Annotated in this window: 21 protein-coding genes; 1 reads left to right on the top strand and 20 read right to left on the bottom strand. The window is 72.1% G+C overall.

The window, feature by feature from the left end; translation table 11 throughout:
* Positions 1-264: 264 nt before the first annotated feature.
* From coaBC to pyrR, 12 genes are all read right to left on the bottom strand, one after another.
* A complete protein-coding gene (gene coaBC, locus ABZ842_RS25345; RefSeq protein WP_361540901.1) occupies positions 265-1,500 on the bottom strand; it encodes a bifunctional phosphopantothenoylcysteine decarboxylase/phosphopantothenate--cysteine ligase CoaBC in 1,236 nt (411 codons plus the stop codon).
* Between the two features lie 112 nt (positions 1,501-1,612).
* Positions 1,613-1,882 (bottom strand): DNA-directed RNA polymerase subunit omega, encoded by a 270-nt coding sequence (gene rpoZ / locus ABZ842_RS25340; protein ID WP_361540898.1) that lies wholly within the window; start codon positions 1,880-1,882, stop codon positions 1,613-1,615.
* A gap of 106 nt (positions 1,883-1,988) precedes the next feature.
* Positions 1,989-2,561, bottom strand: coding sequence for a guanylate kinase (gene gmk / locus ABZ842_RS25335; protein WP_361540895.1), 573 nt, complete (start codon positions 2,559-2,561; stop codon positions 1,989-1,991).
* A gap of 62 nt (positions 2,562-2,623) precedes the next feature.
* A complete protein-coding gene (locus ABZ842_RS25330; protein WP_003956414.1) occupies positions 2,624-2,947 on the bottom strand; it encodes an integration host factor in 324 nt (107 codons plus the stop codon).
* Between the two features lie 335 nt (positions 2,948-3,282).
* Complete coding sequence (pyrF, locus tag ABZ842_RS25325) at positions 3,283-4,125, bottom strand: orotidine-5'-phosphate decarboxylase (protein WP_361540892.1); 843 nt, start codon at positions 4,123-4,125, stop codon at positions 3,283-3,285.
* Positions 4,122-5,243 carry a quinone-dependent dihydroorotate dehydrogenase gene (locus tag ABZ842_RS25320; RefSeq protein ID WP_361540889.1) on the bottom strand — a complete coding sequence of 374 codons (1,122 nt, stop codon included), beginning with the start codon at positions 5,241-5,243 and terminating at the stop codon, positions 4,122-4,124. The genes pyrF and ABZ842_RS25320 overlap by 4 nt, the downstream gene beginning before the upstream one ends.
* A 53-nt stretch (positions 5,244-5,296) precedes the next feature.
* Positions 5,297-8,614 (bottom strand): carbamoyl-phosphate synthase large subunit, encoded by a 3,318-nt coding sequence (carB, locus tag ABZ842_RS25315; RefSeq protein WP_361540886.1) that lies wholly within the window; start codon positions 8,612-8,614, stop codon positions 5,297-5,299.
* Positions 8,607-9,755, bottom strand: a complete 1,149-nt coding sequence (gene carA / locus ABZ842_RS25310) for a glutamine-hydrolyzing carbamoyl-phosphate synthase small subunit (RefSeq protein WP_361540883.1) — start codon at positions 9,753-9,755, stop codon at positions 8,607-8,609. The genes carB and carA overlap by 8 nt, the downstream gene beginning before the upstream one ends.
* Positions 9,752-10,333 (bottom strand): hypothetical protein, encoded by a 582-nt coding sequence (locus tag ABZ842_RS25305; RefSeq protein WP_361540880.1) that lies wholly within the window; start codon positions 10,331-10,333, stop codon positions 9,752-9,754. The genes carA and ABZ842_RS25305 overlap by 4 nt, the downstream gene beginning before the upstream one ends.
* The gene (locus tag ABZ842_RS25300) at positions 10,330-11,616 is read right to left on the bottom strand and encodes a dihydroorotase (protein ID WP_361540877.1); all 1,287 of its coding nucleotides are present in this window, start codon (positions 11,614-11,616) and stop codon (positions 10,330-10,332) included. The genes ABZ842_RS25305 and ABZ842_RS25300 overlap by 4 nt, the downstream gene beginning before the upstream one ends.
* Before the next feature lie 2 nt (positions 11,617-11,618).
* Positions 11,619-12,629: an aspartate carbamoyltransferase catalytic subunit gene (locus ABZ842_RS25295; RefSeq protein WP_361540874.1), complete on the bottom strand. Its 1,011-nt coding sequence runs from the start codon at positions 12,627-12,629 to the stop codon at positions 11,619-11,621.
* Between the two features lie 127 nt (positions 12,630-12,756).
* The gene (pyrR, locus tag ABZ842_RS25290; protein ID WP_361540871.1) at positions 12,757-13,365 is read right to left on the bottom strand and encodes a bifunctional pyr operon transcriptional regulator/uracil phosphoribosyltransferase PyrR; all 609 of its coding nucleotides are present in this window, start codon (positions 13,363-13,365) and stop codon (positions 12,757-12,759) included.
* Positions 13,366-13,632: 267 nt separating this feature from the next.
* Here pyrR and bldD point away from each other — a divergent pair, with 267 nt between their 5' ends.
* A complete protein-coding gene (bldD, locus tag ABZ842_RS25285; RefSeq protein ID WP_361540868.1) occupies positions 13,633-14,133 on the top strand; it encodes a transcriptional regulator BldD in 501 nt (166 codons plus the stop codon).
* Between the two features lie 243 nt (positions 14,134-14,376).
* Here the strand turns inward: bldD and nusB are convergent, their stop codons facing one another.
* From nusB to aroC, 8 genes are all read right to left on the bottom strand, one after another.
* Positions 14,377-14,811 (bottom strand): transcription antitermination factor NusB, encoded by a 435-nt coding sequence (nusB, locus tag ABZ842_RS25280; RefSeq protein ID WP_361540865.1) that lies wholly within the window; start codon positions 14,809-14,811, stop codon positions 14,377-14,379.
* A gap of 2 nt (positions 14,812-14,813) precedes the next feature.
* Complete coding sequence (gene efp / locus ABZ842_RS25275) at positions 14,814-15,380, bottom strand: elongation factor P (RefSeq protein WP_361540862.1); 567 nt, start codon at positions 15,378-15,380, stop codon at positions 14,814-14,816.
* Positions 15,381-15,438: 58 nt separating this feature from the next.
* Positions 15,439-16,542 carry an aminopeptidase P family protein gene (locus ABZ842_RS25270; RefSeq protein WP_361540859.1) on the bottom strand — a complete coding sequence of 368 codons (1,104 nt, stop codon included), beginning with the start codon at positions 16,540-16,542 and terminating at the stop codon, positions 15,439-15,441.
* Between the two features lie 126 nt (positions 16,543-16,668).
* On the bottom strand, positions 16,669-17,556 hold the full coding sequence (locus tag ABZ842_RS25265) for an AAA family ATPase (RefSeq protein WP_361541108.1): 888 nt from the start codon (positions 17,554-17,556) through the stop codon (positions 16,669-16,671).
* Positions 17,557-17,785: 229 nt separating this feature from the next.
* Positions 17,786-18,226: a type II 3-dehydroquinate dehydratase gene (aroQ, locus tag ABZ842_RS25260; RefSeq protein WP_361540856.1), complete on the bottom strand. Its 441-nt coding sequence runs from the start codon at positions 18,224-18,226 to the stop codon at positions 17,786-17,788.
* Positions 18,223-19,317 carry a 3-dehydroquinate synthase gene (gene aroB, locus ABZ842_RS25255; RefSeq protein WP_361540853.1) on the bottom strand — a complete coding sequence of 365 codons (1,095 nt, stop codon included), beginning with the start codon at positions 19,315-19,317 and terminating at the stop codon, positions 18,223-18,225. The genes aroQ and aroB overlap by 4 nt, the downstream gene beginning before the upstream one ends.
* The gene (locus ABZ842_RS25250; RefSeq protein ID WP_361540850.1) at positions 19,314-19,832 is read right to left on the bottom strand and encodes a shikimate kinase; all 519 of its coding nucleotides are present in this window, start codon (positions 19,830-19,832) and stop codon (positions 19,314-19,316) included. Before ABZ842_RS25250 ends, aroB begins: the two co-directional genes overlap by 4 nt.
* On the bottom strand, positions 19,829-21,013 hold the full coding sequence (gene aroC, locus ABZ842_RS25245) for a chorismate synthase (RefSeq protein ID WP_361540847.1): 1,185 nt from the start codon (positions 21,011-21,013) through the stop codon (positions 19,829-19,831). The genes ABZ842_RS25250 and aroC overlap by 4 nt, the downstream gene beginning before the upstream one ends.

Raw genomic sequence — 21,013 nt, 5'->3', positions numbered from 1 at the left:
CCGGCAGGGGGCTGCGGCCCCGCGACGCTCCGCCGACCAGTTTATCCACCGTCTCGCACACATGGTCCACCTGTCTCATTTTTGCGGTTGTGCCGCGGTGGCCGATTCACCAGCAGAGATAAGGCGGGAAACGCGGGCGATAGCAGGATTTCATCGAGAGAAACACCACTTTTGGGCCACTTTGTCGTGCGCGATGCACCGCGACCCCGGGGCCGCCGGGGCCGCGGCGACATGGCGTGGAATCACCCAACTCGGGGCACGATGTCACCCCAGTCGGGGCACCACGAGGTCCCAGACCGTGTCGGCCAGGGCCTCCTTGGGGCCGTACGGCACCGGCGTCTCGCCGCCGTCGGCCGCCAGGACGACCGCTTCGCTCTCCGCGGCCCCGAAGGTCTTGCGCTCCCCCACCTCGTTGACCACCAGGAGGTCGCAGCCCTTGCGGCGCAGCTTCTCGCGGCCGTTGGCGAGCACGTCGTCCGTCTCCGCGGCGAAGCCCACGATCACCTGGTCGGCCCGGGGCCGATCGGCGGAGAGCTCGGCGAGGACGTCGGGGTTGCGGACCAGGGCGACCGGCTCCGGGTCCCGGCCGTCCTTCTTCTTGATCTTGCCGCTGGCGTACGCGGCGGGGCGGAAGTCGGCGACCGCCGCGGCCATCACGACGGCGTCCGCGTCCGCCGCGGCCTTCAGCACGGCGTCGCGCAGGTGCAGGGCGGTGTCGACGTGGACGACGTCGACGCCCGCCGGGTCGGGCAGCGCGGCGTTCGCGGCGACCAGCGTGACCCGGGCGCCCCGGGCGGCGGCCGTACGCGCCAGGGCGTACCCCTGCCGGCCGGAGGAGCGGTTGCCCAGATAGCGCACCGGGTCCAGCGGCTCCCGGGTGCCGCCCGCGCTGACCACCACGTGCCGGCCCACCAGGTCGGGCGCGGCGGCGCCGCGCGCCAGCACGCGCCGGCACGCCTCGAAGATCTCGACCGGGTCGGGCAGCCGGCCCTTGCCGGTGTCGACGCCGGTGAGGCGGCCGACCGCGGGCTCGATGACGACGGCGCCGCGGCGGCGGAGCGTGGCCACGTTCTCCCGGGTCGCCGGGTGCTCCCACATCTCGGTGTGCATCGCGGGGGCGAAGACCACCGGACAGCGGGCGGTCAGCAGGGTGTTCGTCAGCAGGTCGTCGGCGAGGCCGTGGGCGGCCTTGGCGAGCAGGTCGGCGGTGGCGGGCGCCACCACGACGAGGTCGGCGCCCTGGCCGATCCGTACGTGCGGAACCTCGTGCACCTCGGACCAGACCTCAGCGGAGACCGGGTGGCCCGAGAGCGCGGACCAGGTCGGGGCGCCGACGAACCGCAGCGCCGAAGCGGTCGGCACCACCCGTACGTCGTGGCCCGACTCGGTGAGCCGGCGCAGCAGCTCGCACGCCTTGTAGGCGGCGATGCCCCCGCTGACCCCCAGCACCACCTTCGGCTTGCCCGACCCGTCCGACCCGTCCGATGCGTTCACGGCCATCTCCCGCCTCTCCCCGAACTCCTACCGGCAGCTCCTATGACACACCACAGACCCGGCGGACGTGCCGCCGGGTCTGTGGTGAACGCATGGATCCGCCGGGGCGGAGCGGTGCTTACGCCTGGCCTTCGATGGCCTCGGAGGTCAGCAGGCCTGCGTTGATCTCACGCAGCGCGATCGACAGCGGCTTCTCGTGGACGTGGGTGTCGACGAGCGGACCGACGTACTCCAGCAGGCCCTCGCCGAGCTGCGAGTAGTACGCGTTGATCTGACGCGCACGCTTGGCCGCGTAGATCACGAGGCTGTACTTGGAGTCCGTGGCCTCCAGCAGCTCGTCGATCGGCGGGTTGATGATGCCCTCGGGCGCAGTGATGGAAGAGGACACGCTCTACCTTCCGAAAGAGGGAAAAGTTCGATGGACGTCGACACCGCGGGGAGCGCCGGGACGGTCACTTCAGTGACGTGGGGAGCTTCCGCGCGGCTCCGGCGAATCACTCGCCGGATGACACCGCCACCAAGGCTAGCAGCTCGCGCGCCACGTCCTCGACGGAGGTGTTGACCAGGGTCGTGTCGAACTCCGATTCGGCCGCCAGCTCCACCCGGGCGGCGGCCAACCGCTCCTCGATGACCTCGGCCGACTCGGTGCCCCGGCCGGTGAGGCGGCGCACCAGCTCGTCCCAGCTGGGCGGGGCGAGGAAGACCAGCCGGGAGTCCGCGAGGGACTCCTTGACCTGGCGGGCGCCCTGGAGGTCGATCTCCAGCAGCACGGGCTCGCCCGCCTCCAGCCGCTCCATGACGGCCTGCCGCGGGGTGCCGTAGCGGTTGCCGGCGAAGGTGGCCCACTCCAGCAGCTCGCCGTTGGCGATCATCTTGTCGAACTCGTCGTCGGTGACGAAGAAATACTGGACGCCGTGGCGCTCGCCGGGGCGCGGCTTCCTGGTGGTGGCCGACACCGAGAGCCAGACCTCGGGGTGGACCTTGCGCATATGCGCGACGACCGTGCTCTTACCGACCCCTGAGGGGCCGGAGAGCACGGTCAGCCGCGGACGTACTTCTGCTGCCATGCAGCGATTATCCAGGTTCCGCGGAGTGCCCGGGACCGCCGCCCCGGGACACGCGCGGAACGTCAGGCGGGGCCGCCGCCGAACTCGCGCTCCAGGGAGGCGATCTGGTTGGAGCCGAGACCGCGCACGCGGCGGCTCTCGGAGATGCCGAGTCGTTCCATGATCTGCTTGGCGCGGACCTTGCCCACGCCCGGGAGGGACTCCAGCAGGGCGGAGACCTTCATCTTTCCGATGACGTCGTTTTCCTGACCCTGCTTGATGACCTCGTGGAGCGAGGCGCCGGAGTGCTTGAGTCGATTCTTGACCTCGGCCCGCTCCCGGCGAGCCGCGGCGGCCTTTTCGAGCGCGGCTGCGCGCTGTTCAGGGGTAAGGGGCGGAAGAGCCACGCCTACGTCACCTCGGATGTCGAACTGTCGGATACGGACCGGTGAGGAAGCTAGTCGCCCCACACCAGGCGAGCGACGGGCACGGATGCTCGTGCGCTCTCGACGGAGACTAGCGGGCCACACCGCTCCAGTCAGCGAGAACAGACGAAAAGTCCTGGTCAGCATCGACCGACCAGGACTTTTGCGGCATATCGCCCGCGATTTTCGTCAAGATTCTGCCAACTCGCCGTCAGCAGCGCTTTCGCGGAAGACCCGCTGGTGAGCACGGAAGAACCGCTGTTCGCTACACCTATGCGGAGTCGAAGCGTCCGGCGGTCCGTCCCGCGGGAGGGTGCCTACGCGCCCGAGACGGCCGCCCGGCACTCCTCGGCGAAGCGGGCCGCGGACTCGCGCAGGGCCGCCGCGTCCGGGCCGTGCCGCAGGACGCCCCGGCTGACGCTCGGGACCACGTTGCCGGCCACCGAGCCGAAGACCCGGGGGACGTCCGCCGGGGTGGCGCCCTGCGCCCCGATGCCCGGCGCGAGCAGCGGACCGTTGATCGCGAGGTTCACGCCGGCGTCGGCGAGGGTGGCGCCCACGACCGCGCCGACCGAGCCCAGCGGCCAGGCGTCCACGTTCTCCGCCGCCATGTGGTCGAGCATCACCTGGGCGAGCGGACGGCCGTCGGCGGCGGTGGCCCGCTGGACCTCGGCGCCCTCCGCGTTCGAGGTGAGCGCGAGCACGAAGACGCCCGCACCGGACGCGGCGGCGGCGTCCAGCGCCGGGCGCAGCGAACCGAAGCCGAGGTACGGCGAGAGGGTGACCGCGTCCGAGAAGAGCGGCGACGAGGGGTCCAGATAGGCCGCGGCGTACGCGCCCATGGTGGAGCCGATGTCGCCGCGCTTGGCGTCCATCAGCACCAGGGCGCCCGCGGCGCGCGCCTCCTCGACCGTCTTCTCCAGCACGGCGACGCCGCGCGAGCCGAAGCGTTCGAAGAAGGCGGACTGGGGCTTGAGGACGGCGACCCGGTCGGCGAGGGCCTCCACGGTGGTGCGGCTGAACCGCTCCAGGCCGGCGACGTCGTCGTCCAGCCCCCAGTCCTTGAGCAGGGAGGCGTGCGGGTCGATCCCGACGCAGAGGGGGCCGCGGGTGCGCAGCGCCTCGTGCAGCCGGGCGCCGAAGGGGGTGATGGCGGTCATGCGGCGCTGCTTTCCTTGCGGTCGTGGTCCTGGACCCCGGCTCCGACGGCCTCGGCCAAGGTGGCGTACGGGCTGGCCGCGAGCTTGGCGGCGAGCCCCTTGTGGATCGCCCGGCTGAAGAACGGGCCCCGGTAGATGAAGGCGCTGTACGCCTGGATCAGCGTCGCGCCCGCGAGGATGCGCTGCCAGGCGTCCTCGGCGTCCTCGATGCCGCCGACGCCCACCAGGGTGATCCGGTCGCCCACGCGGGCGTACAGCCGGCGCAGCACCTGGAGGGAGCGCTCCTTGAGGGGGGCGCCGGACAGGCCGCCGGTCTCGGCGGTGAGCTCCGCCGGGGAGGCGAGCCCGGTGCGGGCGATGGTGGTGTTGGTGGCGATGATGCCGTCGAGGCCCAGTTCGACCGCGAGGTCGGCGACCGCGTCGACGTCCTCGTCGGCGAGGTCCGGGGCGATCTTCACCAGCAGCGGCACCCGGCGGCGGGTCTCCGTGCGGTCGGCGGCCTCGCGCACCGCGGTCAGCAGCGGGCGCAGGGACTCGGTCGCCTGGAGGTTGCGCAGTCCTGGGGTGTTGGGCGAGGAGACGTTCACCACCAGGTAGTCGGCGTGCCGGGCCAGGCGCTCGGTGGAGGTGACGTAGTCCTCGACGGCCTCGGACTCCGGTACCACCTTGGTCTTGCCGATGTTGACGCCCACGACGGCCTTGAAGACCGGGCGGCGCTCGCCCAGGCGTTGGGCGACGGCCGCGGAGCCGTCGTTGTTGAAGCCCATGCGGTTGATCAGGGCGCGGTCGGGCACCAGCCGAAAGAGCCGCTTCTTCGGATTGCCGGGCTGGGCCATCGCGGTGACCGTACCGATCTCCACGTGATCGAAGCCGAGCATCGTCATGCCGTCGATGGCCACGGCGTTCTTGTCGAAGCCGGCGGCGAGGCCGAAGGGGCCGTGCATCCGCAGCCCCAGGGCTTCGGTGCGCAGCTCCTCGTAGCGGGGGGCGAGCAGGGCGGCGAGGTAGGTGCGCAGCACGGGGACCCTGGCCGCGCACCGGATCCAGCGGAAGGCCAGGTGGTGGGCGGCCTCGGGGTCCATCCGGGAGAAGAAGAGGGTGAAGAACAGCTTGTACATGGTGGCTTCCTCATGAAGAGGGGGACACCGTCTCGACGGTGTCCCCCTCCCTGCTAGTCGCGGGCCGCGGTCAGGTGTCGTGCGTGTTCCTGGAGGGAGCGCACTCCCACGTCTCCGCGTCCCAGCGCCTCGATGCCCTGGACGGCGGCGGCGAGCGCCTGGACCGTGGTGAGGCACGGGACGGAGCGGGCCACGGCGGCGGTGCGGATGTCGTAGCCGTCGAGGCGGCCCCCGGTGCCGTAGGGGGTGTTCACGATCAGGTCGACCTGGCCGTCGTGGATCAGCTGCACGATGGTCTTCTCGCCGTTCGGCCCCTCGCCCTCGCTGTGCTTGCGCACGACGGTGGCGCCGATGCCGTTGCGCTTGAGGACCTCGGCGGTGCCGGAGGTGGCCAGCAGCTCGAAGCCGTGGGCGACCAGCTCGCGGGCGGGGAAGACCATCGAGCGCTTGTCCCGGTTGGCCACCGAGATGAAGGCCCGGCCCTTGGTGGGCAGCGGTCCGTACGCGCCGGCCTGCGACTTGGCGTAGGCGGTGCCGAAGACCGAGTCGATGCCCATGACCTCGCCGGTGGAGCGCATCTCCGGGCCGAGGACGGTGTCCACGCCGCGGCCGTGGATGTCGCGGAAGCGCGACCACGGCAGCACGGCCTCCTTGACGGAGATCGGGGCGTCCATCGGCAGGGTGCCGCCGTCGCCGGTCGCCGGCAGCAGGCCCTCGGCGCGCAGCTCGGCGACGGTGGCGCCGAGCGAGATGCGGGCGGCGGCCTTGGCCAGCGGCACGGCGGTGGCCTTGGAGGTGAAGGGGACGGTGCGGGAGGCGCGCGGGTTGGCCTCCAGCACGTACAGGATGTCCCCGGCCATGGCGAACTGGATGTTGATCAGTCCGCGGACGCCCACGCCGCGGGCGATCGCCTCGGTGGAGGCGCGCAGCCGCTTGACGTCGTAGCCGCCGAGGGTGATCGGCGGCAGGGCGCACGCCGAGTCGCCGGAGTGGATGCCGGCCTCCTCGATGTGCTCCATGACGCCGCCGAGGTACAGCTCCTCGCCGTCGTAGAGCGCGTCGACGTCGATCTCGATGGCGTCGTCGAGGAAGCGGTCGACGAGGACCGGGCGGGTGGGGCTGATCTCGGTGGACTCGGCGATGTACGCCTGGAGGCGGGCCTCCTCGTACACGATCTCCATGCCGCGTCCGCCGAGCACGTAGGAGGGGCGCACCAGGACCGGATAGCCGATCTCGTCGGCGATGGCCTTGGCCTCGGCGAAGGTGGTGGCGGTGCCGTGCTTGGGCGCCGGGAGCCCGGCTTCCTTGAGGACCTGGCCGAAGGCTCCGCGGTCCTCGGCGGCGTGGATGGCCTCCGGCGGGGTGCCGACGACGGGCACGCCGTTGTCCTTCAGGGCCTGTGCGAGGCCGAGCGGGGTCTGGCCGCCGAGCTGTACGACGACGCCGGCGATCGGTCCGGCCGCGGCTTCGGCGTGCACGATCTCCAGGACGTCCTCCAGGGTGAGCGGCTCGAAGTAGAGCCGGTCGGAGGTGTCGTAGTCGGTGGAGACGGTCTCGGGGTTGCAGTTGACCATCACGGTCTCGTAGCCGGCGTCGCTGAGCGCGAAGGAGGCGTGGACGCAGGAGTAGTCGAACTCGATGCCCTGGCCGATGCGGTTGGGGCCGGAGCCGAGGATGATCACGGCGGGCTTGTCGCGCGGCGCGACCTCGGTCTCCTCGTCGTACGAGGAGTAGAAGTACGGCGTCCTCGCGGCGAACTCGGCGGCGCAGGTGTCGACGGTCTTGTAGACGGGGCGCACGCCCAGCGCGTGGCGGACCTCGCGGACCACGTCCTCGGGCAGCCCGCGGACGGCGGCGATCTGCGCGTCCGAGAAGCCGTGCCGCTTGACCTCGGCGAGCAGCTCGGGGGTGAGTTCGTCGGCGGCGGCCAGCTCGTCCGCGTACTCCTTGATCAGGAAGAGCTGGTCGACGAACCACGGGTCGATCTTCGTGGCCGCGAAGACCTCGTCGGCGGTGGCCCCGGCGCGGATGGCGGCCATGACGGTGTTGATCCGGCCGTCGGTGGGACGCACCGCCTCGCGGAGCAGTTCGTCCTTGTCGCCGAGGTCGGCGACGGGCGTGGCGAAGTCGAACTGGCTGCCCTTCTTCTCCAGGGAGCGCAGGGCCTTCTGCAGCGCCTCGGTGAAGTTGCGGCCGATCGCCATGGCCTCGCCGACCGACTTCATGGTGGTGGTGAGGGAGGCGTCGGCGGAGGGGAACTTCTCGAAGGCGAACCGGGGGGCCTTCACCACGACGTAGTCGAGCGTCGGCTCGAAGGAGGCCGGGGTCTGCTCGGTGATGTCGTTGGGGATCTCGTCCAGCGTGTAGCCGACGGCCAGCTTCGCGGCGATCTTGGCGATGGGGAAGCCGGTGGCCTTGGAGGCGAGCGCGGAGGAGCGGGAGACCCGCGGGTTCATCTCGATGACGATGATCCGGCCGTCGTCGGGGTTGACGGCGAACTGGATGTTGCAGCCGCCGGTGTCGACGCCGACCTCGCGGATGATCGCGATGCCGATGTCCCGCAGCCGCTGGTACTCGCGGTCGGTCAGGGTCATCGCCGGGGCGACCGTGATGGAGTCGCCGGTGTGCACGCCCATGGGGTCGAAGTTCTCGATGGAGCAGACGACCACGACGTTGTCGTGCTTGTCGCGCATCAGCTCCAGCTCGTACTCCTTCCAGCCGAGGATGGACTCCTCCAGGAGCACCTCGGTGGTCGGGGAGAGCGCGAGGCCCTGGCCGGCGATGCGGCGCAGCTCCTCCTCGTCGTGGGCGAAGCCGGAGCCGGCGCCGCCCATGGTGAAGGAGGGGCGGACGACGACGGGGTAGCCGCCGAGGGTGTCGACGCCGCTCAGGACGTCGTCCATGGAGTGGCAGATCACCGAGCGGGCGGACTCGCCGTGGCCGGTCTTGGTCCGGACGGCCTCCACGACCTCCTTGAACAGGTCGCGGTCCTCGCCCTTGTGGATGGCGGTGACGTTGGCGCCGATCAGCTCGACGCCGTACTTCTCCAGGACGCCCTGCTCGTGCATGGCGATCGCGGTGTTCAGCGCGGTCTGGCCGCCGAGGGTGGGCAGCAGCGCGTCGGGGCGCTCCTTGGCGATGATCTTCTCGACGAATTCCGGGGTGATGGGCTCGACGTAGGTGGCGTCGGCGATCTCCGGGTCGGTCATGATCGTGGCCGGGTTGGAGTTGACCAGGACGACGCGCAGGCCCTCGGCCTTGAGGACGCGGCACGCCTGGGTTCCGCTGTAGTCGAACTCGGCGGCCTGACCGATGACGATCGGGCCGGAGCCGATGACCAGGACGGACTGGATGTCGGTGCGCTTAGGCACGCTGGCCCTCCATCAGGGAGACGAAGCGGTCGAACAGGTAGGCGGCGTCGTGCGGGCCGGCTGCCGCTTCGGGGTGGTACTGGACGCTGAAGGCCGGCCGGTCGAGCAGGCGCAGGCCCTCGACCACGTCGTCGTTGAGGCAGACGTGGGAGACCTCGGCGCGGCCGTAGGGGGTGTCGGAGACGGCGTCGAGGGGTGCGTCGACGGCGAAGCCGTGGTTGTGGGCGGTGACCTCGACCTTCCCGGTGGTGCGGTCCTGGACGGGCTGGTTGATGCCGCGGTGGCCGTACTTCAGCTTGTAGGTGCCGAAGCCGAGGGCGCGGCCCAGGAGCTGGTTGCCGAAGCAGATCCCGAAGAGGGGGGTCTCCTTGGCCAGGACCGCCTTGACCACGGTGAGGTCGGCGGTGGCGGGGTCGCCGGGTCCGTTGGAGAGGAAGACGCCGTCGGGCTGGACCGCGTACACCTCCTCGACGGTGGCGGTGGCGGGCAGCACGTGGACCTCGATGCCGCGCTCGGCCATCAGGTGCGGGGTCATGCCCTTGATGCCGAGGTCGATGGCGGCGACGGTGAAGCGCTTCGGGCCGATCGCGGGGACGACGTAGGTCTGCTCGGTGGCGACCTCGGCGGACAGGTCCGCGCCCTTCATCTGGGGGGACTGCCGCACCCGGGCGAGCAGGGTCTCCTCGTCGGCCAGGGCGGCGCCGGAGAAGATCCCGACGCGCATCGCGCCGCGTTCGCGCAGGTGGCGGGTGAGCGCCCGGGTGTCGACGCCGCTGATGCCGACGACGTCCTGGGCGGTCAGCTCGGCGTCGAGGGTGCGCCGGGCGCGCCAGTTGGAGGGGATGCGGGCGGGGTCGCGGACGACGTAGCCGGCCACCCAGATGCGCCGTGACTCGTCGTCCTCGTCGTTGACGCCGGTGTTGCCGACGTGCGGCGCGGTCATCACGACGACCTGTCGGTGGTACGAGGGGTCCGTCAGGGTCTCCTGGTAGCCGGTCATGCCGGTGTTGAAGACCGCTTCGCCGAAGGTCTCCCCCACGGCCCCGTAGGAGCGACCGCGGAAGGTCCGGCCGTCCTCCAGGACGAGTACGGCGGGGGTGGTGCTCCTCGTCGAAGCGACTCCCCTGGTGGAGGTGGTCATCGTGCGCCTTCCGTCGTGTGGATCAGGTGGTTCAGGGCGGTCACCCAGTCGGCGTGCTCGTCGGACCGGTCGGCGCGGAAGCCGGAGTCGATCAGCGTGCCGCCGTGTTCCCAGGTGACGACGAGCAGTCCGCCCTCGGCGAGGACCTTGCCGGCGATGCCCTTGTCGAGGCGGGCTTCGCGCAGGGCGGACCGGGGGACGAAGAAGTCGGTCGCGCCGGGGCGGACGACGTCGAGTCCGGCGTCGGTGAGGGTCAGCTCGACCCGGCTGCGGACGCCGAGCCCGCGGGCGACGATCCGGTCGAGCCACTGCCCGGCGGTGGTGGAGCCGTGGTAGCGGCCGGTCGACGTCCGCAGCGGCTCACCGGGGGCGTCCGGCGCGCTGGGCAGCGCGGGCAGGTCCGACTGGAGGCTGCCGCGCCACTTCCAGCCCTGGCGCATCAGCCAGTACACCAGGGCGATGAAGATCAGCAGCCCGACGACCCAGCCGATGCGGGCCGCCCAGTCGGTCACCTCCGCGGACTTCTTCTCCGCCTCCGCGGCGAGGTGGACGCTTGCGATGGTGGTGAGTGATGTCACGCCAGATTCCCGTCGACGACCGTTGCCCGGCCCCGCAGGAAGGTGTGGGTGACGCGTCCCGGCAGCTCACGGCCCTCGTAGGGGGTGTTGCGGCTGCGGGAGGCGAAGCCCGCGGGGTCCACCGCTCCACGGTATGCCGGATCGACGAGCGTGAGGTTGGCGGGCTCACCGGCCGAGATCGGCCGGCCGTGGCCGTCGAGCCGGCCGATGCGGGCCGGGCGGAACGACATCCGGTCGGCGACGCCGGCCCAGTCGAGCAGTCCGGTGTCCACCATCGTCTCCTGGACGACGGAGAGTGCGGTCTCCAGGCCGACCATGCCCATGGCGGCGGCGCCCCACTCGCAGTCCTTGTCCTCGTGCGGGTGCGGTGCGTGGTCGGTGGCGACGCAGTCGATCGTGCCGTCGGCCAGCGCCTCGCGCAGGGCGAGCACGTCGGTCTCGGTGCGCAGCGGCGGGTTGACCTTGTAGACCGGGTTGTAGCTGCGCACCAGTTCGTCCGTGAGCAGCAGGTGGTGCGGGGTGACCTCGGCGGTCACGTGCCACCCCTTGGACTTGGCCCAGCGGACGATCTCGACCGAGCCGGCCGTGGAGAGGTGGCAGATGTGCACCCGGGAGCCGACGTGGGCGGCGAGCAGCACGTCCCGGGCGATGATCGACTCCTCGGCGACCGCGGGCCAGCCGCCGAGTCCGAGTTCGGCGGAGACGACGCCCTCGTTCATCTGGGCGCCCTCGGTCAGTCGGGGCTCCTGGGCGTGCTGGGCGATGACGCCGTCGAACGCCTTCACGTACTCCAGGGCGCGGCGCATGATCACCGCGTCGTCGACGCACTTGCCGTCGTCGGAGAAGACCCGCACCCCGGCGGCCGAGTCGTGCATGGCGCCCAACTCGGCGAGCTGCTTGCCCTCCAGTCCGACGGTGACCGCACCGACCGGCTGGACGTCGCAGTAGCCGGACTCCTTGCCGAGCCGGTAGACCTGCTCGACCACGCCGGCGGTGTCCGCGACGGGGAAGGTGTTGGCCATGGCGTGCACGGCGGTGAAGCCGCCGACGGCCGCGGCCTTGGTGCCGGTCAGCACGGTCTCGGAGTCCTCGCGGCCGGGCTCGCGCAGATGGGTGTGGAGGTCGACGAGGCCGGGCAGCAGGACCTGCCCCGCGGCCTCGACCACGGTGGCGTCGCCGGGCTCGATGCGCTCGGCGACCTCGGCGATCGTCTCGCCGTCGATCAGGACGTCCTGCGCCTGCCCGCCGAGCACCTGGGCGCCTCGGATAAGGATCTTGCTCATGGTTACGGGGTCTCCTCGGTACGGACGGGCTCGGTGCGGACGGGCTCGGTGCGGGTGTGGGCGGCGGCGGACTCGTTGCCGCCGAGCAGCAGGTAGAGGACGGCCATGCGGATGGACACGCCGTTGGCCACCTGCTCGACGGCGGTGCAGCGGTCGGAGTCGGCGACCTCGGCGGTGATCTCCATGCCGCGGTTCATCGGGCCGGGGTGCATCACCACGGCGTGCTCCGGCATCTTGGCCATGCGCTCGCCGCCGAGGCCGTAGCGGCGGGCGTACTCGCGCTCGGTGGGGAAGAAGGCGGCGTTCATCCGCTCGCGCTGGACCCGGAGCATCATCACGGCGTCGGACTTGGGCAGCACCGCGTCGAGGTCGTAGGAGACCTCGCACGGCCAGCTCTCGACGCCGATCGGGACGAGGGTGGGCGGGGCGACCAGGGTGACCTCGGCGCCGAGGGTGTGCAGCAGCAGGACGTTGGAGCGGGCGACCCGGCTGTGCAGCACGTCACCGACCACGGTGATGCGGCGGCCGGCCAGGTCGCGGCCCATGCCGGCGTCGGGTCCGACCAGCCGGCGGCGCACCGTGAAGGCGTCCAGCAGGGCCTGGGTGGGGTGCTCGTGGGTGCCGTCGCCGGCGTTGACGACCGCGCCGTCGATCCAGCCGGAGTTGGCCAGCCGGTAGGGCGCGCCGGATGCGTGGTGGCGGATGACGACCGCGTCGGCTCCCATGGCCTCCAGGGTGAGGGCGGTGTCCTTGAGGGACTCGCCCTTGGAGACCGACGACCCCTTGGCGGAGAAGTTGATGACGTCGGCGGAGAGCCGTTTGGCGGCGGCTTCGAAGGAGATCCGGGTGCGCGTCGAGTCCTCGAAGAAGAGGTTGACGACGGTGCGCCCGCGGAGGGTGGGCAGCTTCTTGATCGGCCGGTCAGCGACGCGGGCCATCTCCTCGGCGGTGTCGAGGATCAGGACGGCGTCGTCACGCGTGAGGTCGGCGGCCGAGATGAGGTGGTGCTTCATCTGGTGGGCTCCGGTGGGTGGCTCGGTCGGCGTGCGGGGATGTGGCCCGCCCCGGGGGCGTACGGACGCACGGGCGCGCGGGTGCCGCGGGCCGTGCGGGTCGGTGGGCGGTGCGGGTGCGGCGGGGTCAGCGCTGAGCGGCGCCCTGCGGGGCGCTCGCGTCTTCGCGCGGCTCGCGCACGCCGAGCAGCACGGTGTCGCGGCCGTCCTCCTCGCGGAGCAGCACCTTGACCGTCTCGCGCAGCGACGTGGGCAGGTTCTTGCCGACGTAGTCGGCGCGGATGGGCAGCTCCCGGTGGCCGCGGTCGACGAGGACCGCGAGCTGTACGGCGCGGGGGCGGCCGATGTCGCCGAGGGCGTCCAGGGCGGCGCGGATGGTCCGGCCGGAGAAGAGCACGTCGTCGACGAGGACGACCAGCCTGCCGTCGACGCCCTCGCCGGGGATCTCGGTGCGGGCCAGCGCACGGGCGGGCCGCAGGCGCAGGTCGTCCCGGTACATGGTGATGTCGAGGGAGCCGACCGGCATGGTGCGTCCGGTGATCTGCTCCAGCTTGTCGGCGAGCCGGCGGGCGAGGAATACGCCGCGGGTGGGGATGCCGAGGAGCACCACGTCGTCGGCGCCCTTGGCGCGTTCGACGATCTCGTGGGCGATGCGGGTCAGCACCCGCGCGATGTCGGGGGCTTCCAGTACGGGCCGGGCCGCATCGGAGCCGTCTGCACGGCTGTTGGTGTCCATGGGAAAAGGACCTCCTTCTCCGCCTCACGGGACGGACCTTAAAGGACGTCGGTCAATGCGCTCCCCACCGTACCAGGGCCATTCGGGCGAACCTCCCGGGGGAGGGGGTGCCCCTGGTCCGGACCAGGGCCGATTCCAGTCTTGATCATGACAATGAACCGGTCTGGACCCGTTCGGCTTGACGCATGCAGATCACTCTGCGTAACCTCACAGTGAGTCACCAGCCGCGCGGCGGAGCCGCACGTTGTCACAGCGTCCGGGAGCTATATGTCCAGCGAATACGCAAAGCAGCTCGGGGCCAAGCTCCGCGCCATCCGCACGCAGCAAGGGCTGTCCCTCCACGGCGTGGAGGAGAAGTCCCAGGGCCGCTGGAAGGCCGTCGTCGTCGGTTCGTACGAGCGCGGGGACCGCGCCGTGACCGTGCAGCGCCTGGCCGAGCTGGCGGACTTCTACGGGGTGCCGGTGCAGGAGCTCCTGCCGGGCACCACCCCGGGCGGCGCGGCCGAGCCGCCGCCGAAGCTGGTGCTGGACCTGGAGCGGCTGGCGCACGTGCCGGCGGAGAAGGCCGGCCCCCTCCAGCGGTACGCCGCCACGATCCAGTCGCAGCGCGGCGACTACAACGGCAAGGTGCTGTCGATCCGCCAGGACGACCTGCGCACGCTCGCCGTCATCTACGACCAGTCCCCTTCGGTCCTCACCGAGCAGCTGATCAGCTGGGGCGTCCTCGACGCGGACGCGCGTCGCGCGGTGACGCACGAGGAGGGCTGAGCCCTTTCCCCGAGCAGCGCTGCACCGTCGGCCCTGCCACCGGAGAAACGTCACGCCCGAGGGCGGATCCCACCAGGGGTCCGCCCTCGGGCGTGCTGTCGTCCGGGGTACGCGGGGCCGTGCGCGGGCGGCAAGCGGCCCGTGCGGGGGCCGTGTGCCCTTCCCGTACGCGAACGGACGGCGGGCCCGGGGCGGAGGTCTCGCCTCCGCCCCGGGCCCGTGCCGTACGCCCTGACGCTGCGCTCAGTCGCCGTCGCGCCGCAGGGACGGCTTGAGGTCCTTGAGCCGGCCCAGGAGGCCGTTCACGAACGACGGGGAGTCGTCGGTGGAGAACTCCTTGGCGAGCTCCACCGCCTCGTCGATCACCACCGCGTCCGGCGTCCCGTCCACCCAGACCAGCTCGTAGGCGCCGAGTCGGATGATGTTCCGGTCGACGGCCGGCATGCGGTCGAGGTCCCAGTCCCGCGCGTAGGTGACGATCAGCTCGTCGATCCGGGTCGCGTACTGCTCGTACCCCTCGACGAGTTCGATCGTGTATTCGCTGACCGGGGGCTGCCGGTCGTCGGTCCGTGAGTGCCGGATCCAGTCGGCGAGGACGGTCGGCACGGACACTCCGCGCTGGTCGGCCTCGAAGAGGATCTGGAAGGCGCGCTTACGGGCCTTGCTGCGAGCCGCCACGGTTAGTTGTTCACCCGGCTGAGGTAGTCGCCGGAGCGGGTGTCGACCTTGATCTTCTCACCCGTGGTGATGAACAGCGGGACCTGCACCTCGTAGCCGGTCTCCAGCTTGGCGGGCTTGGTGCCGCCGGTGGAGCGGTCGCCCTGGACGCCCGGCTCGGTCTCCGCGATGACCAGCTCGACGGCGGCCGGCAGCTCCACGTAGAGCACGGAGCCCTCGTGGGTGGCGACGGTGGCCTCGAAGCCCTCGATCAGGAAGTTGGCGGCGTCGCCGACGGCCTTGCGCTCGACGTGGAGCTGGTCGTACGTCTGCATGTCCATGAAGACGAAGTAGTCGCCGTCCATGTACGAGAACTGCATGTCGCGGCGGTCGACGGTGGCCGTCTCGACCTTCACGCCGGCGTTGAACGTCTTGTCGACGATCTTCCCGGACAGCACGTTCTTGAGCTTGGTGCGCACGAAGGCGGGGCCCTTGCCGGGCTTGACGTGCTGGAACTCGACGACGGACCACAGCTGGTCGTTGTCGAGCTTGAGCACCATGCCGTTCTTGAGGTCGTTCGTGGAAGCCACGGTTGCGGAATCTCCTGGACTGACGTGGACGACCCGGGGGCTGCGAAGGAACGCGCCGCTAGAGCGCGAGCAGCTCCTTGGTCGTGATGGTGAGTAGCTCGGGTCCGCCGTCCGCCTCCTGGCGTACGACGAGCGTGTCATCGATCCGGACCCCGCCCCGGCCCGGAAGGTGGACCCCCGGTTCGACGGTGACCGGCACGCAAGCGTCCAGTTTACCCATGGCCACGGGAGTCAACTGGGGGTCCTCGTCGATTTCCAAACCCACGCCGTGCCCGGTGAGGGGCGCCAGGCCGGCGCCGTGCCCCGCGCCGTCCAGGATCTGGCGCGCCGCCAGGTCCACGTCGCAGCACGCCATCCCCGGCAACAGGGACTCCCGGGCGGCCCGCTGCGCGCTGAAGACGAGGTCGTACAGCTCGATCTGCCAGTCCGCCGGGGTGGTGCCGATGACGAAGGTGCGGCCGATCTCGCAGCGGTAGCCGCGGTAGTCGGCGCCGACGCAGACGGTGAGGAAGTCGCCCTCCTCCACGCGCCGGTCGGAGGGGCGGTGTCCGCGGCGGCCGGAGTTCGGGCCGGTGGCCACCGAGGTGGCGAAGGCGGGCCCGTCGGCGCCGTGGTCCACCAGTCTGCGCTCCAGCTCCAGCGCGAGGTGCCGCTCGGTGCGCCCCACCAGGATGGACTCCAGCAGTTCGCCGAGGGCCTGGTCGGTGATCTCCGCGGCGATGCGCAGACAGGCGATCTCCTCCTCGTCCTTCACGATCCGCTGCCGCTCCACGGCGAGCCCGGTGTCGATCAGGTGCAGTCGGGGCGCGGTGGCGCGCATCGCCCGGTGGCGCGCCACCGTGAGGTGGTGCTCCTCGACGGCCAGGGCCTCCGCCTTCGCCCGGCTCGCCAGCTCGGCCGCGGCGACCGCCGGGTCGGGGCCGTCCTCGGGCAGGACGGTCAGCCGCAGCGCGTCGTCGGGCCGGCCGTCCCCGGATTCCAGCTCGGGGGTGCGGGGGCAGAGCAGCACGTCCTGGTCGGGTGCGAGCAGCAGAACGGCTCCCGGGGGCGCTCCCCCGGCGAGGTACCGCACGTTCGCGGGGCGGGAGATCAGGGCTCCCCCGCCGCTGCCCGCGCACCGCTCCCGCAGCCGGTCGCGGCGGCCCGCGTACACCTCTGCCATGCATCGAGCGTACGAGTGATCGTCCGGCTCGGCTCGGCGGGACGTCCGACCGGGGGGTGGGCCGGGCTCAGCTGCTGTCCTCAGCGGCCGGGCTCAGCTCGGGCCGGGCTCAGCGGCCGGGCTCCGTCAGAAGGACGGAGGGCTGGCGATGGCGCGGGCCAGCGCCTCGTCCAGGACCCGGGCCGTGGTCTGGACGTCGTACTTCGAGTTGTCGATGATCGGCAGGCCCGAGCCGTACCAGCCGGCCATCCGGCCGTGGATGGAGGCGACCTCCTCGTCGGAGAGCCGGCGGTTGCCGCTGCGGGCCGCGTTGCGCTCCAGGACGACGTCCAGGCCCGGCAGCAGGACGACCGGGAGCAGGCCGGGGCCGACGTGGCGCTTCCAGCCGCCGAGGCCGACCACCGGGCGGTCGGGGAAGACGGCGTCGTCGAGGATGCACGAGATGCCGTTGGCGAGGTAGTTGCGGGCGGCGAAGCCGCAGGTGCGGCGGGCCAGCCGGTACTGCGTCTCGGAGTGCTCGTTCCACCCCGACTGGGGGTCGGCGAAGCCGGAGCGGACCCATTCGCGCACGTCGTCGAGGCTGATGTGGGCGGTGGGGACGCGGCGGCGGGCGGCCCAGTAGCGGGCGACAGTGGTCTTTCCCGCGCCCGCCGGGCCGATCAGCAGTACGGCCAGGGTCGTCGCGCCCGTGCCCGCTTCCGGCGCCACGGGTGCGGGGGCGGGGGGTGCGGCGGCCCCGTTGTGGGCCGGGGACGGCGGCGGGCCCGCAGGCGGAGGAACGACCGGTGCGTCCGGGGCCGGCCCGGCGGCGGGCGGCACGGGAGGCGGCGGGCCCACCGACGCGGGTACGGACGGCGGTACGGGTGCACCGGGCGGCACCGCACCGTGCTCGTGCGCCGCGGCGACCGGTCCCGCCCCCGGCCAGGGGGTGGCGGCCGGCTGACCGGCCCAGCTGCCGTGAGGCCGCCCCGGGCCGTGGTCGGGCGGCAGCGGAGCTCCCACTGCGTACTGCATCCGGTGCCACTCCGTCTCGTGCGACTGCTGGTGGGCGGCAGGAGTCCCTGCCACTGCCACCGAACCGTACCCTCCGGGGCGCGAGGCGGGCTCCCCCGTCGTCGGACCGGACCGGGGAAAGGCCCGGGAACGGCCCGAAGTGCCCCGTTCCACACGGGGGTTGACGGACCGTGGCGAGACGATCGCCACACCGCGCACCGGTCCGCCGGCGCCCCGCCCCGGACGGGTGTCAGCCCGTCAGCTCCTCGACCAGCGCGCGCAGGGCGAGCCGGTAGGAGCCGATACCGAAGCCGGCGACCGTGCCGCTGGCCACGGCCGCGACGACCGAGGTGTGCCGGAAGGTCTCCCGGGCGTACGGATTGGAGATGTGCACCTCGATCAGGGGCGCGGTCCGCTGCGCCGCGGCGTCCCGCATCGCGTACGAGTAGTGGGTGAACGCACCGGGGTTGAGGACGACCGGGAGCCGGCCGTCCGCCGCCTCGTGGAGCCAGCGCACCATCTCGCCCTCGTCGTTGGTCTCGCGCACCTCGACGTCCAGGCCGAGCTCCGCGCCGAGGGAACGGCACGCCTCCACCAGGCCGGCGTAGGAGGTGGCGCCGTAGACGTCGGGTTCGCGCGAGCCCAGCCGGCCCAGGTTCGGACCGTTGAGGACCAGCACCCGACGGCTCACTGCGCCACCTCCCCGTACGCGGCCAGCAGGACGGCCGGGTCGGGGCCTTCGAGGACCGTGGGTTTGGCGAGCCCGTCGAGGACGACGAAGCGCAGCAGGTTGCCGCGGGACTTCTTGTCGACCTTCATGGTCTCCAGCAGCCGGGGCCACTGGTCGCCGCGGTAGGTCAGGGGCAGTCCGACGGATTCGAGGACGCTGCGGTGGCGCTCGGCGGTCGCGTCGTCGAGCCGCCCGGCGAGCCGGCCGAGTTCGGCGGCGAAGACCATGCCGATGGAGACGGCCGCACCGTGCCGCCACTTGTAGCGCTCGTTCTTCTCGATGGCGTGCCCGAGGGTGTGGCCGTAGTTCAGGACCTCCCGCGGGCCGGACTCCTTGAGGTCGCCGGAGACCACCTCGGCCTTGACCCGGATGGAGCGCTCGATGAGCTCCGCGGTGTGCGGGCCCCCGGGCGAACGCGCGCCCTGCGGGTCGGCCTCGATGAGGTCGAGGATCGCCGGGTCCGCGATGAAGCCGGCCTTGATGACCTCGGCCAGTCCGCTGACGTAGTCGTGCACGGGCAGCGAGTCGAGGGCGGCCAGGTCGCACAGCACGCCGACGGGCGGGTGGAAGGCGCCCACCAGGTTCTTGCCCTCGGCGGTGTTGATGCCGGTCTTGCCGCCGACCGCCGCGTCCACCATGCCGAGGACGGTGGTGGGGACGGCGATCCAGCGCACTCCGCGCAGCCAGGTCGCCGCGACGAAGCCGGCGAGGTCGGTGGTGGCGCCGCCGCCGACGCCGACGACGACGTCGTTGCGGGTGAAGCCGGTCTGGCCGAGCGCCTTCCAGCAGTACGCGGCGACCTCGGCCGTCTTCGCCTCCTCCGCGTTCGGCAGCTGGACGGCGATGGCCTCGTACCCCTGGGCCGCCAGGTCCTCGCGGATCGCGGCGCCGGTCTCGGCGAGGGCTTCGGGGTGGAGCACGGCCACCCTGGTGCCGCTCGGGCCGATCAGCCCGGGCAGCTCGGCGAGGAGTTGCCGGCCGACCAGGACCTCGTACGGATCGGTGCCCTCGGTGCCGCCGACCTGGATGCGGGTCACGGGGTGCTCGGTCATGACTGGTCCTTCAGCTCCAGGGCGTCGAGGATCGCGTCGGCGACCTCTTCGGGGGTGCGGTCGTCGGTGGCCACCACGGCCCGCGCGACCTCGATGTACAGCGGGCGCCGGGCCTCCATCAGCTCGCGCCACTGGCGGCGCGGGTTGACGGCGAGCAGCGGTCGCGCCTGGTTGAGCCCGGTGCGGCGGACCGCCTCCTCCACGTCGAGGGAGAGATAGACCACGGGCAGCCCGCTCAGCAGGGCACGGGTCGAGTCGTCCAGCACCGCTCCGCCGCCCAGGGCGAGCACGCCGTGGTGCTCGGCGACCGCGGCGTGCACCGCGGCCCGCTCCAGCGCGCGGAAGCGGTCCTCGCCGTCCTCGACGAAGATGTCGGAGATCTCGCGGCCCTCCGCGGCCACGACGTCGGAGTCGGTGTCCCTGAAGGGCACCTTGAGCCGTTCGGCCAGCAGCTCGCCCACGGTGGACTTGCCCGAGCCCATGGGCCCGACCAGGACGATCAGCGGGCCGCTCACCGGATCTGCAGGTGGTCGAGGAAGGACTGCACGTTGCGGCGGGTCTCGGTGACGCTGTCGCCGCCGAACTTCTCGGCGACGGCGTCCGCCAGCACCAGGGCGACCATCGCCTCGGCGACGATGCCGGCGGCGGGCACCGCGGCCACGTCGGAGCGCTGGTGGTGGGCGGCGGCGGCCTCACCGGTGGTGACGTCCACGGTGGCCAGCGCCTTCGGGACGGTCGCGATCGGCTTCATCGCGGCGCGCACCCGCAGCAGTTCGCCGGTGGACATGCCGCCCTCGGTGCCGCCGGAGCGGCCGGAGGAGCGGCGCAGCCCCTCGGGGGTCGAAACGATCTCGTCGTGGGCCTGGGAGCCGGGGACGCGGGCCAGGTCGAAGCCGTCGCCGAGTTCGACGCCCTTGATGGCCTGGATGCCCATGAGCGCGGCGGCGAGCCGGGCGTCCAGGCGCCGGTCCCAGTGGACGTGCGAGCCGAGGCCGACGGGGACGCCGTACGCCAGCACCTCGACGACGCCGCCGAGGGTGTCGCCGTCCTTGTGGGCCTGGTCGATCTGGGCGACCATCGCCTCGCTGGCGTCCGCGTCCAGGCAGCGCACCGGGTCGGCGTCCAGCCGCTCGACGTCCGCGGGCGTCGGGTACACGCCCTTGGGGGCCTTGGCCGCGCCGAACTCGACGACGTGGGAGACGATCTCGATGCCCGCGGTCTCCCTGAGGTAGGAGCGGGCGACCGCGCCGAGCGCCACGCGGGCCGCGGTCTCCCGGGCGCTGGCGCGCTCCAGGATCGGCCGGGCCTCGTCCAGGGCGTACTTCTGCATGCCGGCGAGGTCGGCGTGGCCGGGCCGGGGGCGGGTGAGCGGGGCGTTGCGGGCGAGGGACGCCAACTCCTCCGGGTCGACCGGGTCGGCCGACATGACCTTCTCCCACTTCGGCCACTCGGTGTTGCCGACCATGACCGCCACCGGGGAGCCGAGGGTCAGGCCGTGGCGCACGCCGCCGAGGAAGGTGACCTCGTCGCGCTCGAACTTCATCCGGGCGCCGCGCCCGTATCCGAGGCGTCGCCGCGCGAGGTGGTCCGCCACCATCTCGGTGGTGATCGGCACGCCCGCCGGGAGGCCCTCCACTGTCGCCACCAGTGCGGGTCCGTGCGACTCCCCCGCCGTCAGCCAACGCAACCTGCTCAA

The sequence above is a fragment of the Streptomyces sp. NPDC047315 genome, assembly GCF_040643215.1.
Taxonomy (GTDB): Bacteria; Actinomycetota; Actinomycetes; order Streptomycetales; family Streptomycetaceae; genus Streptomyces.
Note: the sequence above shows the minus strand (reverse complement) of the source record. Positions and strands in the feature narration are given on the sequence as shown.